17 protein-coding genes are annotated in these 16,163 nt (G+C 64.2%); 7 read left to right on the top strand and 10 right to left on the bottom strand.

The genetic code is table 11. From position 1 onward, the window contains the following. Nucleotides 1-196: 196 nt before the first annotated feature. The 5 genes from AC5QPF_RS20680 (at nt 197) to AC5QPF_RS20660 (ending at nt 5,365) form a co-directional block, all read left to right on the top strand. Complete coding sequence (locus AC5QPF_RS20680) at nt 197-1,699, top strand: APC family permease (RefSeq protein ID WP_458978053.1); 1,503 nt, start codon at nt 197-199, stop codon at nt 1,697-1,699. Then, a complete protein-coding gene (locus AC5QPF_RS20675; protein WP_494959657.1) occupies nt 1,659-2,246 on the top strand; it encodes a DUF3156 family protein in 588 nt (195 codons plus the stop codon). The genes AC5QPF_RS20680 and AC5QPF_RS20675 overlap by 41 nt, the downstream gene beginning before the upstream one ends. A gap of 186 nt (nt 2,247-2,432) precedes the next feature. After that, nucleotides 2,433-3,392 (top strand): transcriptional regulator FeaR, encoded by a 960-nt coding sequence (gene feaR, locus AC5QPF_RS20670; protein ID WP_494959656.1) that lies wholly within the window; start codon nt 2,433-2,435, stop codon nt 3,390-3,392. Between the two features lie 142 nt (nt 3,393-3,534). Then, nucleotides 3,535-4,758: a Bcr/CflA family efflux MFS transporter gene (locus tag AC5QPF_RS20665; RefSeq protein WP_494959655.1), complete on the top strand. Its 1,224-nt coding sequence runs from the start codon at nt 3,535-3,537 to the stop codon at nt 4,756-4,758. A 28-nt stretch (nt 4,759-4,786) separates the two neighbouring features. Further along, the gene (locus tag AC5QPF_RS20660) at nt 4,787-5,365 is read left to right on the top strand and encodes a TetR family transcriptional regulator (protein WP_494959654.1); all 579 of its coding nucleotides are present in this window, start codon (nt 4,787-4,789) and stop codon (nt 5,363-5,365) included. Between the two features lie 116 nt (nt 5,366-5,481). On the opposite strand, the gene AC5QPF_RS20655 is transcribed toward AC5QPF_RS20660, so the two are convergent. Then, nucleotides 5,482-5,847 carry a cupin domain-containing protein gene (locus AC5QPF_RS20655; RefSeq protein WP_089266669.1) on the bottom strand — a complete coding sequence of 122 codons (366 nt, stop codon included), beginning with the start codon at nt 5,845-5,847 and terminating at the stop codon, nt 5,482-5,484. A gap of 177 nt (nt 5,848-6,024) precedes the next feature. Here AC5QPF_RS20655 and hpaR point away from each other — a divergent pair, with 177 nt between their 5' ends. After that, entirely contained in the window at nt 6,025-6,450 is a 426-nt protein-coding gene (gene hpaR / locus AC5QPF_RS20650) for a homoprotocatechuate degradation operon regulator HpaR (RefSeq protein WP_494959653.1), read from the top strand. 93 nt (nt 6,451-6,543) lie between these two features. Here hpaR and hpaI read toward each other — a convergent pair whose 3' ends face one another. From hpaI to AC5QPF_RS20610, 8 genes are all read right to left on the bottom strand, one after another. Beyond that, nucleotides 6,544-7,347, bottom strand: a complete 804-nt coding sequence (hpaI, locus tag AC5QPF_RS20645; RefSeq protein ID WP_494959652.1) for a 4-hydroxy-2-oxoheptanedioate aldolase — start codon at nt 7,345-7,347, stop codon at nt 6,544-6,546. A 13-nt stretch (nt 7,348-7,360) separates the two neighbouring features. Next, nucleotides 7,361-8,164 (bottom strand): 2-oxo-hept-4-ene-1,7-dioate hydratase, encoded by an 804-nt coding sequence (hpaH, locus tag AC5QPF_RS20640; RefSeq protein WP_458978046.1) that lies wholly within the window; start codon nt 8,162-8,164, stop codon nt 7,361-7,363. 12 nt (nt 8,165-8,176) lie between these two features. Beyond that, a complete protein-coding gene (locus AC5QPF_RS20635; RefSeq protein WP_494959651.1) occupies nt 8,177-9,481 on the bottom strand; it encodes an MFS transporter in 1,305 nt (434 codons plus the stop codon). 52 nt (nt 9,482-9,533) lie between these two features. After that, nucleotides 9,534-9,926, bottom strand: a complete 393-nt coding sequence (locus tag AC5QPF_RS20630) for a tautomerase family protein (RefSeq protein ID WP_489013381.1) — start codon at nt 9,924-9,926, stop codon at nt 9,534-9,536. 15 nt (nt 9,927-9,941) lie between these two features. Further along, nucleotides 9,942-10,799 carry a 3,4-dihydroxyphenylacetate 2,3-dioxygenase gene (hpaD, locus tag AC5QPF_RS20625; protein WP_494959650.1) on the bottom strand — a complete coding sequence of 286 codons (858 nt, stop codon included), beginning with the start codon at nt 10,797-10,799 and terminating at the stop codon, nt 9,942-9,944. Between the two features lie 141 nt (nt 10,800-10,940). Next, nucleotides 10,941-12,401 carry a 5-carboxymethyl-2-hydroxymuconate semialdehyde dehydrogenase gene (gene hpaE / locus AC5QPF_RS20620; protein ID WP_494964219.1) on the bottom strand — a complete coding sequence of 487 codons (1,461 nt, stop codon included), beginning with the start codon at nt 12,399-12,401 and terminating at the stop codon, nt 10,941-10,943. A 5-nt stretch (nt 12,402-12,406) separates the two neighbouring features. Further along, nucleotides 12,407-13,183 (bottom strand): fumarylacetoacetate hydrolase family protein, encoded by a 777-nt coding sequence (locus tag AC5QPF_RS20615; RefSeq protein ID WP_494959649.1) that lies wholly within the window; start codon nt 13,181-13,183, stop codon nt 12,407-12,409. After that, a complete protein-coding gene (locus tag AC5QPF_RS20610; RefSeq protein ID WP_494959648.1) occupies nt 13,183-13,851 on the bottom strand; it encodes a fumarylacetoacetate hydrolase family protein in 669 nt (222 codons plus the stop codon). Before AC5QPF_RS20610 ends, AC5QPF_RS20615 begins: the two co-directional genes overlap by 1 nt. Nucleotides 13,852-14,014: 163 nt before the next feature. Here AC5QPF_RS20610 and hpaA point away from each other — a divergent pair, with 163 nt between their 5' ends. Beyond that, complete coding sequence (gene hpaA / locus AC5QPF_RS20605; RefSeq protein WP_494959647.1) at nt 14,015-14,902, top strand: 4-hydroxyphenylacetate catabolism regulatory protein HpaA; 888 nt, start codon at nt 14,015-14,017, stop codon at nt 14,900-14,902. Nucleotides 14,903-14,966: 64 nt separating this feature from the next. Here the strand turns inward: hpaA and AC5QPF_RS20600 are convergent, their stop codons facing one another. Continuing rightward, complete coding sequence (locus tag AC5QPF_RS20600; RefSeq protein WP_494959646.1) at nt 14,967-16,157, bottom strand: LLM class flavin-dependent oxidoreductase; 1,191 nt, start codon at nt 16,155-16,157, stop codon at nt 14,967-14,969. Between the last annotated feature and the right edge of the window lie 6 nt (nt 16,158-16,163).

Raw genomic sequence — 16,163 nt, 5'->3', positions numbered from 1 at the left:
CTTGCCAGCGATGAGGCCCGAAAGAACACCAGACACCATCAAGGACCGTCCTCCGACGACCAAGGCACAAGGATTTGCCTCTGGCAGCCGCCTGGCAGCCAGCAACAAAATCCCCGGCAGCCTGGGGCAAGACGAGAAGGGTTGCGCGGCGCAGAGTGACGCACAACCAATAACAACGGCACTTGAGGTCTTCACCATGTCACTCGATGACTCACTCAGCGCGCACCTGAACCGGGGCACGATCGGGTTCCCCACCGCCCTTGCCAGTACCATCGGCCTGATCATGGCCAGCCCTGTCATCCTCACCGCGACCATGGGCTTCGGCATCGGCGGCAGTGCCTTTGCCGTGGCGATGCTGATCGCGGTGTTGCTGATGCTGGCGCAATCGACCACCTTCGCTGAAGCCGCGGCGATCCTGCCGACCACCGGCTCGGTCTACGACTACATCAACTGCGGCATGGGTCGCTTCTTCGCCATCACCGGCACCCTCTCGGCGTACCTGATCGTCCATGTCTTTGCCGGCACCGCGGAAACCATTCTTTCCGGGGTGATGGCCCTGGTGAACTTCGAACACCTCAACACCCTGGCCGAATCCGCCGGCGGCTCCTGGCTGCTCGGCGTCGGCTTCGTGGTGGTGTTCGCCATCCTCAATGCCTTTGGCGTCAGCGTGTTCGGCAAGGCCGAGATCATCCTCACCTTCGGCATGTGGACCACCCTGATGATCTTTGGCGTGCTCGGCCTGATCGCCGCGCCGGCGGTACAACTGGACGGCTGGTTCGGCGAATCGATGGTTGGCACCGACCTGATCACCGTGCTGTCCCTGGTGGGCATGGCGATGTTCATGTTCGTCGGCTGCGAATTCGTCACCCCGCTGGCCCCGGACCTGCGCCGTTCGGCGCGGACCATGCCCCGGGCCATGGCCCTCGGCCTGCTGGGCGTGGCCAGCTGCATGTTCATCTACGGCGCGGCGATGAAGCGCCAGGTGGAAAACGTGGTGCTGGACGCCGCCAGCGGTGTGCACCTGCTGGACACACCGATGGCCATCCCGAAATTCGCCGAGCAGGTGATGGGCGACATCGGCCCGCTGTGGCTGGGCATCGGCTTCCTCTTCGCTGGCGCTGCGACCATCAACACTCTGATGGCCGGCGTGCCGCGGATCCTCTACGGCATGGCCGTGGACGGCGCGCTGCCGAAGGTCTTCACCTACCTGCACCCGCGCTTCAAGACACCGCTGGTGTGCATCCTCGTTGCCATGCTGATCCCGTGCCTGCACGCCCTGTACCTGGGCGGCAACACCGATAACATCATGCACCTGGTGCTGGCTGCGGTTTGTGCCTGGAGTACGGCCTATCTGTTGGTGACCCTGTCGGTGGTGATCTTGCGCATCCGCCGTCCGGACCTGCCACGGGCCTACCGCTCGCCGTTCTTCCCGCTGCCGCAGATCGTATCGAGCGCCGGCATCCTGCTGGGCATGTGGTTCATCACCCCGCCAGGTATGAATCCTGCCGACGTTTATGTGCCATTTGCCTGGATGCTTGGCGGTACCGCAGCCTACGCGTTGTTCTGGACTTTGGTGGTACAGCGGGTCAACCCGTTCAAGCCAGCCGTGGTCGAGGAAGTCCTGGCGAAGGAGTTTGCCAACGAACCTGGAGTGCATCATGGCAGCCACTACGCCGAACCTCTGGCAAAGACTGTTTGACCGCGCACCTTCGGGCTACCGCCCGGGGGTGACCCTGGAACACCTGCGGCGCAACCTGGGCCTGGCCGGGTGCCAGGTCCTGGAGCCCGGCCGGGCGCGTTTCAGCCTGGCCGGCGGGGTGGAGTTCGAGGTGCGCGAGCGGACCGAATCGCAGTTGCTGATGCATATCGTGGTTTGTGAATTTCGCTTGCAGTGCGATGCCGCTTCCGAGGGCACTGCGACCCTGGAACTGCACCACACTGGCGCGATTCGCCGCAGTGGCCTGGGCTGGAAGCAGAAGGGCGGGGAAGCGGGCTTGCTGGAAAGCGTCCGCCAGCGGCTGGAGCAGGACGCCACGCTGTACCAGGCGCTGATGCCGCTGGACTTCAAACGCCTGCGCCTGGCGCGTGCCGAGGGGCAGTGGACGGTGGTCCTGGAGCATATGGGCGGTAGTGAAGTTGTTAACAGGATGCCGGCGTTTCGGCGCTATATCCGCCTGGATTCGCAGCAGAAGGAGTTGTTGCTGACCACTTTGATTGGCTTCAAGAGACTGCTGGAAGACCACTGATCCGAAAACACTGCAAAACCCTGTAGGAGCTGGCAAGCCAGCTCCTACAGGATCGGTGCAAACCAACCTAACGAAAGGTTGGCACTCAATATGCTTTCACAGCTGTGCTTACGGAATTGTTGCGCGCATATAGATAACATGTTAACTATTGCCCGACAAAAACAAGATGCCACTGTGGAGGTACGTATGAGTATCCATCAGGCTACCGGCTCGGCCCTGGATCGCTGGAACGCGGCGATGCAGGCAACGTGCGGGTGTTTCGAAACCGAACTTGCGTTCAACCGCTCGCTGTTCATCGGCGAGATTTCCACCTGGTCACGGGGAGGCCTGGGCATGGCCAACCTGCGCACCAACGCCGGGGTGATCCGGCGCAATGGCCTCAAGGCCGACCGCGACAACGACCAGCATTGCTTCCTGGTCAGCCAGCGCACCGGCTTTTCCCAGATCACCCAACATGGCACCAGCCTGCAACTGGCCCCCGGCGAGATGCTGCTCATGGACGCCGTGGGCGCCTGCGAAATCATGCCCTTCGGCCTGATCGAGCATGCCTCGCTGTCGCTGTCGCGGGACCAGGTCAGCCGGCAACTGGGCGGCGACCAGAAGATCTTCGGCAAGATCTCCCAGAGCAAGGCCTGCGGGCGCATGCTTCACCTGCTGATGGATCAGTTGTGCAAGGAGACTGCGGCCGGCGAAGGCGAACAGGCCGAGGGTGATGCACTGCACAGTGCCTTCCTGTCGCTGCTCGGCTCGGCCCTCGAGGGCAGCGACGAGGATGCGCGCCTGCCGGCATCGTTGCAGGGGGCCGACCTGCGCAGCTACGTGCAGAAGGTCATTGACGAATCCCTCGGCCAACCGGGCCTGACCCCGGTCAGCCTGGCCAACCGCCTGAACATCTCGGTGCGCCATCTTTACCGCCTGTTCGAGGAGCAGGGCGACAGCGTCTGCCGCTATATCCAGCGCGCCCGCCTGCAACGCAGTGCCGATGACCTGTCCAATCCGATCCACAAGACCGAGTCCATCACCACCATTGCCTACAAATGGGGTTTCACCGATTCGGCGCACTTCAGTCGTTCGTTCAAGAAGCAGTTCGAGCAGTCGCCCAAAGACTTCCGCAGCAGCAGTCTCGCGGGCCTGGTCCTGAGCTGAGAAAAGGAATTTGATCTGTCGTTGACTTGACCCTATGAAAGGTTGCCTTTAGGCTCGCCCAAGTTTTCTACCTACCGGTCGTTAGGTGAATGAATCACCTGGCGATCGGTTTCTCGTTCTACCCCCACTTGGACGCGAGTTTATGCAAATCCCGGAATCCGCCCCGACCCCTCATGTCGGATTCGCCGTCGCCCTGGCCCTGATCGGTGCCCTCGGTCCGTCGGCGGTCGACATGTACCTGGCTAGCATGCCCGGTATCGCCGAGGAGTACGGGGCGTCCTATGCCAGGGTGCAACTGACCCTGACCGTCTTCCTCCTCGCCATGGGCGCCGGACAGCTGCTGTTCGGGCCGGTGGTGGATACCTTGGGCCGCCGTCGGCCGTTGCTCGTCGGGCTGGTGGTGTTCGTCGTCAGTTCCCTGGCCGCGGCCCAGGCCAGCAGTCTTGAAGCGCTGTTGCTGGCACGGTTCGTCCAGGGCCTGGGCAGCGCCCTGACCCTGGTAGTGATCATGAGCATGGTCCGCGATGTTGCCTCGGGTGCGCGGGCGGCGCAGATCTTCGCCCTGCTGATGACCATCGAGGGCCTGGCCCCGGTGATCGCCCCGGCGCTGGGCGGCTTTATCGGTGCCCATTTCGGCTGGCGGGCGATCATGCTGACCCTGGCCGGCCTGGGCCTGCTGGTACTGCTGAATTCGGCCCTGGTGCTCAAGGAAACCCTGCCGCTGGATAAGCGCATGGCCTGGCAGCCGGCGGAGTTTGCGCGGACCTACGCCCGTATCGCTCGTGATGGCGCCTTCCTGCGCCCGGCGCTGGCGCTGTCGGCGGTGTTCTTCTTCCTGTTCGCCTATATCGGTGGGGCGGCGTTCGTCTACCAGCACCATTTCGGTCTTTCGGTAGAAGCCTTCGGTGCGCTGTTCGGCGCCACCGGCGTGGCCATCCTGCTCGGTGCGATCACCGCCGGCCGCCTGGTGGCGCGCAAGGGCCTGGTGCGTCTGGCACGTTGGGGCGCTGGCTCGATGCTGGTCGGTGCACTGATTGCCGTGCTCGGTGTCCAGCTGGGGGCGGGGCTGTGGGGTATCGTCGCCGGCATGGCCCTGGCAATGTTTGGCCTGGGTGTGTGCGAGGCGACCCTGATGTCGCTGGTGATGTCTTCGCAGAGCCGCGCCCTGGGTTCCACCGCCGCGTTGCTGGGTGCCCTGCAGTTGATCATTTCGTCGTCGGCCACGCCGTTGTCAGGCATCATGGCGCCCCTGGGCGCGGCGCATTGGGCCTTGTTGTTGAGTCTGGCGGCCTTGCTGGTCGCTGCGCTGGTACATGCCAGCACCTGTCATGCGCCGGCTGAACTGAACAGCCTGGCCGGTCATTGATTCACCCGTTTGCCTGGAGAAGTGTTGCATGAGAGTCCTGTCGCCTTCGGCGGAGAAGATTTGCGTGGTGGCGGTCGAGCAGTTCGCTGAGTCCGGCTACGACGCCGCCTCGCTCAACGACATCGCGGTGGCGGTGGGCATGCGCAAGCCGTCGCTGTATGCGCATTTCAGCAGCAAGGTGGATTTGTTCGAGGCGGTGTTCGAGCGCGCCATCGAGGCCGAGCGCCTGTATGTGGATGGTTGTTTTGCCGCGGATACCGGCTTGCCCGGGGCCTTGTACGGTCAGCGGCTGGCGGAGCGCTTCCAGGAGTCGGCGCACCTGCGTTTTCTGCTGCGGGCGGCGTTCTTCCCGCCGGCGGATCTGCGGCCGATGATTTCCTCGGGCTTCGAGGCCTATCTGCTGCGCATGGGCGAGGTGTTTGGCAAGGAGTTGGCAGAGCAGTTCCCGCAGTTGAACGCGGCACGGCGGCAGCTGTTCGTCGATGCCTATCTGGGGGTGATCGACAGCCTGACGGTTGAGCTGATCTATGCGGGGCAGGCGGCGTATGAGCGGCGCCTGAAGGCGATGTGGACGATCTTTGCGGCTTCGCTGGACGCGGCTGTTTAAGGCTTCAGGGCCTCATCGCAGGCTGTCGCCAGCTCCCACAAGGACCGCGTGCACCGCGAAACCTGTGGGAGCTGGCGACAGCCTGCGATGAGGCCCTGAAGGCTGAAATAAAGCTATCAGGCGACTGCGAAGTAATGCTTCACGAAGCTCTCGCTCAGGATCTCCCACAGCACCGGCGTGCCCTTGGTCACGAACCAGCTGTCACCCACCTTGTACTCGGTCACCTGGCCGGTGCTCTCATCGGTCAGGCGCACCGCGCCCGTCACCACCACGGCCTGTTCGTTGAACGGGTAGACCATGCGGAACTTGCCCTGGGTGACGCCGAAGTAGGCGCTGCTAACCGCATCGGTCGGCGCACCGAACGTCATCTTGCCGAAGGCGCGCACTTCGCCTTCGAGAATTTCCGAGCCCAGGTCGGCAACGGTGCCCCAGGCGTCGAGGTCGCTGAGCTGGATGTTCTGCTGGCTGGCAATAAGGGTCATGGCAGTGTTCCTTGAACAAGGGAATGAAGATGCGCTCATTAAGACCCGTGGCCGAAATGAAGTCTTGATCGCCCGTGCCGCGGCATTTGTTCCGGGTTGCCAGAAGAAGCAGGGCACTGTTGCGTGGTACGGTTTTTGTTAAAGTATTAACAAATAGCCTGAGAACCCCGAGTTTCCATGTCCAGTCGTCCACGTCAGTCCCTGACTCTGACCCTTTTGCAAGCACGTGAAGCCGCCATGCGCTTCTTCCGACCTTCCCTCAACGAACACGGCCTGACCGAGCAGCAGTGGCGGGTGATCCGCATACTGCGCCAGCAGGGCGAAATGGAGATCTATCGTCTGGCCGACCAGGCCTGCATCCTCAAGCCGAGCATGACCGGCGTGCTGGTGCGCATGGAGGCCGCCGGCCTGGTGAAGCGGCGCAAGGCCGAGAATGACCAACGTCGGGTGCTGGTGGAACTGGCGGAGAAGGGCGAGGAGAGCTTTGCCTCGATGAGCCAGTGCATGGAGGCCAATTACCAGGCGTTGCAGGGACAGTTTGGGGAGGAAAAGCTGAAGCAGTTGCTTGGGCTATTGGATGAGCTGAAGCAGGTTCGGCGGTGATCTTGAGGGCCTCATCGCGGGCAACGCCCGCTCCCACAAGGATTGCGTGCACCGCAGAACCTTGTGGGAGCGGGCGTTGCCCGCGATGACGGACTAGTAGACGCCGCCGGTAGTGGGTTGTACCACCTCACCTTCCTTGAACTTCGCCGCCAACCCCTGCAGCCCGCGCATCAGCACTGTGGTATCGACGCCAACGGCGACGAACTTCGCCCCCAGCTCGATATAACGCCGCGCCAGCTTCTCGTCGGCACTGAGAATCCCCGCCGCCTTGCCAGCCTTGTTGATCCGCAGGATCGCGTCCTCGATCGCCGCCTGCACGTCCGGGTGGCCCGGATTGCCGCGATGCCCCATGGATGCACTCAGGTCCGCCGGCCCGATGAACACACCGTCCACGCCGTCTACCGCAACGATCTCGTCGAGATTGGCCAGCGCTTCCAGATTCTCGATCTGCACCAGCAGGCACATCTGCGCATCGGCGTGGTCCAGGTAGCCCGGAATGCTGTTCCAGCGCGACGCCCGCGCCAGCGCGCTACCCACGCCACGCACGCCCTTGGGCGGGTAGTGCACGGCACGCACCAGCTGACGGGCTTGTTCGGCGCTGTCGACCATCGGCACCAGCAGCGTCTGCGCGCCGATATCCAGAATCTGCTTGATCAGCGCGGTATCGCCGATCACCGGACGGATGATCGCCTCGCTGGCGTAGGGCGCCACGGCCTGCAGTTGCGAGAGCATGCCGCGCAGGTCGTTGGGCGCGTGTTCGCCGTCGATCAGCAGCCAGTCGAAGCCGGCGTTGGCCGCCAGCTCCGCGCAGTAGGCGTTGGCCAGGCCGAGCCACAGGCCGATCTGCGCCTGATCCTGCTGCAGGCGTTGTTTGAAGCGGTTGACGGGCATGTCCATGAAAACCTCCTGATCAGACGAAACGGCAGGCGATAGAGCCGAGCATGTCGTAGTCGACATGGAAGGTGTCGCCCGGACGCGCCGCCACCGGACGGGTGAAGGAGCCGCCGAGGATGATCTGCCCGGCTTCCAGAGTGACGTCGTACGGCGCCAGCTTGTTGGCCAGCCACGCCACGCCCTTGGCCGGGTGGTTGAGCACGGCGGCGGAGACACCGGATTCCTCGATCACGCCATTGCGGTAGAGCACCGCCGGGACCTTGCGCAGGTCGATGTCGGTCGGCCGCACCGGGCGCCCGCCCATGACCACGCCGGCGTTGGCGGCGTTGTCCGAGATGGTGTCGAAGACCTTGCGGGTGGCCTGGGTCTGCGGGTCGACCTGCTGGATCCGTGCGTCGATGATTTCCAGCGCCGGGATCACCCACTCGGTGGCGTCGAGCACGTCGAAGACGGTGACGTTCGGGCCTTTCAGCGGCTTGCCGAGGATGAACGCCAGCTCCACTTCAACCCGCGGCACGATGAAGCGCTCGAACGGGATGTCGGTGCCTTCGTCGAAGAGCATGTCGTCGAGCAGGGCGCCGTAGTCCGGCTCGGTGATGTTCGATGACACCTGCATGGCACGGGAGGTCAGGCCGATCTTGTGGCCGACCAGCTTGCGCCCGTCCTTGATCTTCTGTTCCACCCAGGCGCGCTGGATGGCGTAGGCGTCCTCGATGGTGATGCCGGGGTGTTCCAGGGAGAACTGGCGTACCTGTTCGCGGCTGCGTTCGGCGCGGTCCAGTTGGGCCGCGGCGGCGAGGATCTGGCTGTGGTCGAGCATGGTCGGAATCTCTTACTGAGGGTTGACGGTGGCGGCCTGGGTGCGCAGCACCAGCAGGCCTCCGAGCGTGATGAAGACGGCCAGCACGTACAGGGCGAGGCTGGCGCTGTGGGTGGTGTCGCGCATCCAGCCGATCAGGTAGGGCGCGGCGAACGAGGCGATGCTGCCCAGCGAACTGATCAGGCCGATACCGGCGGCCTGGGTGGTGTTGGACAGGAAGGCCGGCGGCAGTTGCCAGAACATCGGCAGCGCGGCGCTGGCGCCCATGCCGGCGACGATCAGGCCGCTCATGACCAGGGTCGCGTTGTCCGGGGCGATACCGGCCACGGCGATGCCGGCGGCCGACATCAGCAGCGGCACGCACAGGTGCCAGCGGCGTTCGCGGCGACGGTCCGAGGAACGCCCGCAGGCGATCATGAAGAAGCAGCCGGCCAGGTACGGCACGGCGCTGAGCAGGCCGACGCGGCCGTCGCTACCAATGCCGGCGCCGTGGATCAGGGTCGGCATCCAGAAGGCCAGGGTGTTCACCGCCAGCATCACCGCGCAGTACACCGCCACCAGCAGCCACACGCGGGCATCGCTGAGGATGCCGCCGAAGGAGTTGATCGGCTTGCGGGTTTCTTCCTGGGCCAGTTGCTCGCGCAGGTCGCGTTTCTGTTCGGCGCTGAGCCAGCTGACGTTGTCGAAGTTGTCCGGCAGGCACTTGAGGACCACCAGGCCGAGCAGGATCACCGGCGCGCCTTCGAGCAGGAACATCCACTGCCAGCCGCGCAGGCCGGCGGCGTCATGGAAGAGTTCGAGGATGCCACCGGACAGCGGGCCGCCAACCACGCCGGCCATGGGCACGGCAATGGCGAACAGCGCGGTGATGCCGGCACGGCGACGGGCCGGGTACCAGCGGTTGAGGTAGACCAGGATGCCCGGGAAGAAGCCGGCCTCGGCCACGCCCAGGAGGAAGCGCAGCACGTAGAAGCCGCTGGCGCTTTCCACCAGCAGCATGCTGGTCGACAGCGCGCCCCAGACCACCATCAGGGTGGCGATCCAGCGCCGCGGGCCGACGCGGTCCAGGGCCATGTTGCTCGGCACGCCGAACATGGCGTAGGCGATGAAGAACAGGCCGGCGCCCAGGCCATACACCGTGTCGCTGAAGTGCAGGTCGGTGCTCATCTGCATCTTGGCGAAGCCGATGTTGATGCGGTCGAGGTGGGCGAACAGGTAACACACCAGCAGCAGCGGCATCAGCCGCCAGGTGACGGTGGAGTGGGTCGATTGTTGACGGGCAAGCGCGACGGGTTCTGCGGTATGGGCTGTGCTCATGATCTTGTTCTTTTTGGTCAGAGTGGGGCCGTTGAAGGGAAAGGCGGGGAGGTCAACCCGCCTGGTTTTTCAGGAATGCATGGACGTTGTTCTGCTTGAAGTTCAACTGCGGGTGCAGCTCGGTCATCTCGAACGACAGGGCCAGCAGGCGTTCGGCCTGCAGCGCGGCGAAGTGCTCGGTGATCACCGCGAACAGTTGCTCGGCAACCTGGGTGCGGGTTTCCAGGTCGCGGCCGTGGCCGACCTTGAGGGTCATGTGGACGAAGGCGTAGTCGTGCTTGCCGTCGGCCATGCGCCAGGTGTCGAGGCGCACCGCGCGGCTGCGGATGCCGCCGAGGGGGAACACGCCGCTGGCGCCGAGGGTGGCGTGGACTTTCTCGAACAGGCCGGGCAGGTCGGCTTGCTGTTCGATGTTGTCGGTGATTTCAGCGATGAAGTGAGGCATGGGGACTCCTGGGAATCAGAGCGGGAAGATCGCGTTGATCTGGCCGGTACCGGAGCTGCCGAAGGCTTCGGTCAGGACCTCGACCGGCTTGTCGTAGTCGGCGCCGCCGAGCAGGCCGAGGAGCATCGCGGTGTCGTGCATGCCGCCTTCGCCGTAGCAGTGCGCGGCGTAGTCGGGGAGCATCGCGCAGAACTCCTTGAAGCGACCTTGCTTCCACAGCTCGACGACGCGCATATCGACCTGCTTGTCGAATTCGCGGGTCCAGTTGTGGATGTTGGCTTCGGCGTTGCGGTCATCGGAGAAGCGGTGGGAGAGGGAACCGGAGGCCAGCACCAGGACCTTGCGGTCGCTCTTCTCGATGGCGCGGCGCACGGCGGCGCCGAAGGCCAGGCTGTCTTCCAGGCGGTGCCAGGCGCACCAGGCGGCGATGGACACGACCTGCAGTTTTTCTTCGTCCGGCACGCCCATGTGCATGTAGCGCATCGGTACCAGGGTGCCGTATTCCAGCTCCAGGCTCGGGATGTTGTGGGCCTGGGTGCGTACTCCGGCAGCGTTGGCCTCGGCGGCGATCAGCTCGCCCAGCTCGGGGCAGCCGGGATATTCGTAGGCCATGTCCTTGATGAAATGGGGCAGTTCGTTGCTGGTGTAGATGCCTTCGAAGTGTTCGCCACAGTTGATGTGGTAGGCGCTGTTGACCAGCCAGTGCACGTCGAACACCACGGCGGTGTCGGCACCCAGCTCGCGGGCGCGGCGGCCGATTTCCTTGTGACCGGCGATGGCCGCTTCGCGGCAACCGTGGTGCTTGCCTGGCAGCTCGGACAGGTACATCGAGGGGACGTGGCAGACTTTGGCTGCCAGGACGATTTCGCCCATGATGGAACTCCTGGTTTCTTGTTCGTTACGCGGACCCCTGTGGGAGCGGGTTTACCCGCGATTGCGGTGGTGAATCCACTATTGCAATCGCGGGTGAACCCGCTCCCACAGGTTCGGTGCAAGTCCCGGGTTCACCGGCTATCAGACACCCCAGCGCGGAATGTGGTGGCTGCCCATCGAGATGCACACGTTCTTGATCTCGGCGAACACTTCGAAGCTGTACTGACCACCTTCGCGACCGGTACCCGAGCCCTTCACGCCGCCGAACGGCTGGCGCAGGTCGCGCACGTTCTGGCTGTTGATGAAGACCATGCCTGCTTCGATGCCACGGGCCAGGCGATGCGCCTTGCCGATGTCCTGGGTCCAGATGTACGAGGCCAGGCCGTACTCGGTGTCGTTGGCCAGTTGCAGCGCCTCGGCCTCGTCCTTGAACGGGATCAGGCACACCACGGGGCCGAAGATCTCTTCCTGGGCGATGCGCATCTTGTTGTTCACGTTGGCGAACACGGTCGGCTGGATGAACTGGCCCTTGGACAGGTGCGCCGGCAGGTTGGCCGGACGCTCCAGGCCGCCCGCGAGCAGGGTTGCGCCTTCCTCGATACCGATGCGGATGTAGCCGGTGACCTTGTCGTAGTGCGCCTGGGTGATCATCGAGCCGACCTGGGTTTTCGGGTCGGTCGGATCGCCCACGATCAGACGCTTGGCACGGGCTGCGAACTCGGCGACGAACTGCGGGTACACGCTTTCCTGGATGAAGATCCGGCTACCGGCGGTGCAACGCTCGCCGTTCAGCGAGAAGATGGTGAACAGCGCGGCGTCCAGCGCGCGTTCCAGGTCGGCGTCCTCGAAGATCAGCACCGGCGACTTGCCGCCCAGTTCCATCGAGTACTTCTTCAGGCCGGCGGTCTGCATGATCTTCTTGCCGGTGGCGGTGCCGCCGGTGAAGGAGATCGCGCGTACGTCCGGGTGGCGCACCAGGGCGTCGCCAGCGGTGGCGCCGTAGCCCTGGATCACGTTGAGCACGCCATTCGGGATACCGGCCTCGACGGCCAGGCGACCCAGCTCGTTGGCGGTCAGCGGCGACAGTTCGCTCATCTTCAGTACCGCGGTGTTGCCCAGGGCCAGGCACGGCGCGGTCTTCCAGGTGGCGGTCATGAACGGCACGTTCCACGGCGATACCAGGCCACACACGCCGACCGGCTGGTACAGGGTGTAGTTGAGCATCTGGTCGTCGACCGGGTAGGTGTGGCCGTCCATGCGCGTGCAGACTTCGGCGAAGAAGTCGAAGTTGTGCGAGGCACGCGGGATCAGCACGTTCTTGGTCTGGTGGATCGGCAGGCCGGTGTCCAGGGTCTCCAGTTCGGCCAGCTTCGGCACGTTCTGATCGATCAGTTCACCCAGCTTGCGCATCAGGCGGGCACGTTCCTTGGCCGGGGTGTTGGCCCATTTCGGGAAGGCTTCCTTGGCCGCGGCAACGGCCTGGGCGACTTCCTCGGCACCGCCGCTGGCGACTTCGCCGATGGCTTCGCCGGTGGCCGGGTTGTAGTTGATGAAGGTGTCCTTGCTCTCGACCTCGCGGCCGTTGATCCAGTGCTTGATCATGCTGTTCATGCCTCGGTTTTGTTGTAGTGAGCGAAGAACTCGGCTTCGCTGACGATGCGGTTGACCAGGCGGCCGACACCTTCCACTTCCACCACCACTTCATCGCCCGGCACCACGTCGGCCAGGCCTTCCGGAGTGCCGGTGGCGATCATGTCGCCCGGTTGCAGGGTCATGAAGCTGGACAGGTATTCGATCAGGTAGGGGATGTCGAAGATCATGTCGCGGGTCGAGCCTTCCTGCTTCAGCTCACCGTTGATCCAGGTGCGCAGGGTCAGGTTGGACGGATCCGGCACGTCGGCCACGTCGACGATCCACGGACCGACCGGGGTGGTGCAGTCGCGGTTCTTCACCCGCAGGTTGGGGCGGTAGTAGTTCTCGAGGTAGTCGCGGATGGCGTAGTCGTTGCAGACCGTGTAGCCCGCCAGGTACTCCAGGGCGTCCTCGCGCTTGACGTTGCGCGCCGGCTTGCCGATCACGGCCACCAGCTCGCACTCGTAGTGCATGTACTTGATGTTGTCCGGGCGCCAGGTGATGGCGTTGTGGCCGGTGTAGGTGCCCGGCGACTTGACGAAGGCCAGCGGCTCGGTCGGCGGCGCGAAGGCCAGCTCGGCGGCGTGGTCGGCATAGTTCAGGCCGAGGGCGAACATGCTGCCGATGGCGGGCGGCAGCCACTCGACCTGGTCTTCGGCGATCAGGCGGCCATCGGCCAGGCGCACGGCGTTGTCGGCCTCCACGGTCACCGCGTGGACGTCACCCTGGAAACGGATACGAGCGTGTTTCATCAGTGAGCCTCCTCGGCGACGATCGGGTTGGCCAGACGGCCGAGCCCGGTGATTTCGATTTCGACCTGGTCGCCCGGCTTGACGTCGGCACGGCCTTCCGGGGTGCCGGTGATCAGCACGTCGCCTTCATGCAGGGTCATGAACTCGGTGATTTCCGCGATCAGTTGCGGGATACCGCGCACCAGGTTGGCGGTGCTGTTCTGCTGGCGGACTTCGCCGTTGATGAACAGGCGGATGTCCAGGGCGTGCGGGTCGGCGACCTGTGCGACAGGCACCAGCTCAGGGCCGATCACGCAGAAGCCGTCGCGGCATTTGGCCTTGACCGCCGGGCGGTAGTAGCTCTCTTCCGGCAGGCTGAATTCGTTGACGATGGTGAAACCAGCGACATGCTCCAGGGCCTGTTCGGCGCTGACACGGCTGGCGCGCTTGCCGATCACTACACCGAGTGCCGGGCCGGCCTGCAGGCGTTCGACGCCCTGCGGGTAGACCACCGGCTGGCCGTGGCCATTGCGGGTGTTAGGGGTCTTGATGAACAGCACCGGCTTGACCGGTGGCTTCTGGTACGGCGCCTGTTCGAATTCGGCGAGACGCTGTTCCAGCAGCCCCTTGTAGTTCAGCGCGACGCCGAACAGGGTGCCGGTGGCAGCGTCATGCAGGGCACGGCTCATGCTCTTCTCCTGGCAGTGGGCGGGACGACACAGGGTGCCCCGCGGGGATAATTGTTAATGTGTTAACGTTATAATTAAGATGTTAACGAAATGCAAGCTGCCGTGTGTTCGACGGCGCGGTAAGCTGGCGGGCAGAACAAGAAGCGGTACGAGGTAAGGGCACATGAGCGATCGCACGCCGATCCCCAACATCAACATCGGCCAGGTCTACGACCAGCGCTACAGCGACTCGGAAGTCCACTACGACAAGCTCGGCAACCTGGCCGGGTTCTTCGGCCGCAACATGCCGGTGCACCGGCATGACCGGTTCTTCCAGGTGCACTACGTCAAGTCGGGTACGGTGCGGGTGTACCTGGACGACCAGCAGTACGTCGAATCCGGGCCGATGTTCTTCCTCACCCCGCCGACCATTCCTCATTCCTTCGTCACCGAGCCGGATGCCGACGGGCATGTGCTGACGGTGCGCCAGCAACTGGTGTGGCAGTTGCTCGAAGCCGATCCCGGTTTGGCGCCGGGTGCGCAGGTGGCGCCGGCGTGCGTGGCGCTGGATGGGCTGGTCGAGGCGCAGCGGCTGGAGATGCTTTTCGATCTGTTGCGCGGGGAAGTGGAAGGGACGGAGGCGGGCAGGGACGCGGCGTTGCACAGCCTGACGCGGTTGCTGATGATCAACCTGCTGCGCCTATGTGCCCGTTCACTGCCAGCGCGGACCACGCGGCATGAGGACCTGCAGATTTTCCATCGCTTCAACGAACTGATCGAGGCGCATTACCTGGAGCATTGGCCGCTGTCGCGCTATGCCGAAGGGATCGGAGTGACCGAGGCACGGCTGAACGACGTGTGCCGGCGCATCGCCGACCTGCCGTCCAAGCGCCTGGTGCTGGAGAGGGTGATGCAGGAGGCCAAGCGGTTGCTGCTGTTCACCGGGAGTTCGGCGAACGAGATCTGCTATAGCCTGGGGTTCAAGGATCCGGCGTATTTCAGCCGGTTCTTTTTGCGCTATGCGCAGGTGACGCCGGGGGAGTATCGGTTGCGCCAGGGCGGGTTGCGCTAGGGGGTTCTCTCGGGCCCTATCGCTGGCTTGCCAGCGATGAGGCCCGAAAGAGCAATGAAGGGGATCAGCCCGCCACTTTAAACCCAGGCAAAGCCGCCCGCTTCAAAGCCTCCCGCTCCCCGCGAAAATGCGGAAGGATATGCTCCCCAAGCCGATAAGCCTCTTCCAGGTGCGGATACCCCGCCAGGAAGAACACATCAATCCCCAGGTCGTTGTACTCGCGAATCCGCGCCACCACGTTCTCGTAGCTCCCCACCAGCGCCAGCCCCGGCGGAATGCCGATATAGCCGAACCCGGCCCAGACATTCGGATAGATGAAGAACTCATCGAAGCGCTTGCTCTCTTCGCGACTGCCGTACTCTTCCTCGTAGCTCAGCTTGCGCGCGCTACGCAGCCCGGCATGGGCCGCTGCGGCCTTGATGGTGTTCTTCGCCACACCTTCGTCGAAGAAACGCTTGGCCTCAGCCAGCGCCAGTTCCTCGGTCTCGCGGGTGATCACGTCGATTGACAGGCCGAAGCGGATCACTTCGCTGCGCCCATGCTTCAGCGCGCGCTCGCGGATATCGGCGATCAGTTCGCGAATCTTGTCCGGATGCTCGGCGCGCATCAGGTAGAAGTCTGCATGCTTGGCGGCGAACTCCCGCGCCGGGATCGACGAGCCGGCGGTGCAGATCAGCGGCAGTTCGGCCTTCTTCTGCGGACCACGCAAGCCACCGCCCTCGGCCTTGAAGAAGCGCCCGTCGTAGTGGAAGTTCTCCGAGCCCCAGTAACCACGCACCACATCCATGAACTCGGTGGCGCGTTCATAACGGTCGTCATGCTCGAAGAAATCGCCGACCTGGCGCTGTACCGCGTCCGAGCCACCATTGATGATGTTCCAGATCAGCCGGTTACCGGTGGCGCGCTGGTAGGTCGCGGCCTGCTGCACCGCCACCCACGGGGTGTAGTGGTAAGGCTGGAATGCCGCCACGTAGTTGAGTGTGCGGGTTTCCCGAGCCAGCAGCGAACACACGGTCCAAGGCTCCTCGCCATAGGGCGCGTTGACCATCAGCACGCCGCCGAAGCCATTGATCTCGGCCGCCTTGGCGATCTGCCCGAGGTAGTCGATGTAGGTGAAGTGGTCGCCGACACGGAAGCCGGAGACGGCGCCGGTGCTGTCGCCGCCGGGATGCCAGTCGCCGCGGTTACGCGGATCCCCTGGGAGGAACTGGGTCTCGCCGTGCAGCGGCAGGCGGGTGAAGAATTCGATGCTCATGGGGCG

This window comes from Pseudomonas sp. Con_6 (assembly GCF_059379395.1).
This window is presented reverse-complemented; position numbering and strand designations above follow the sequence as displayed.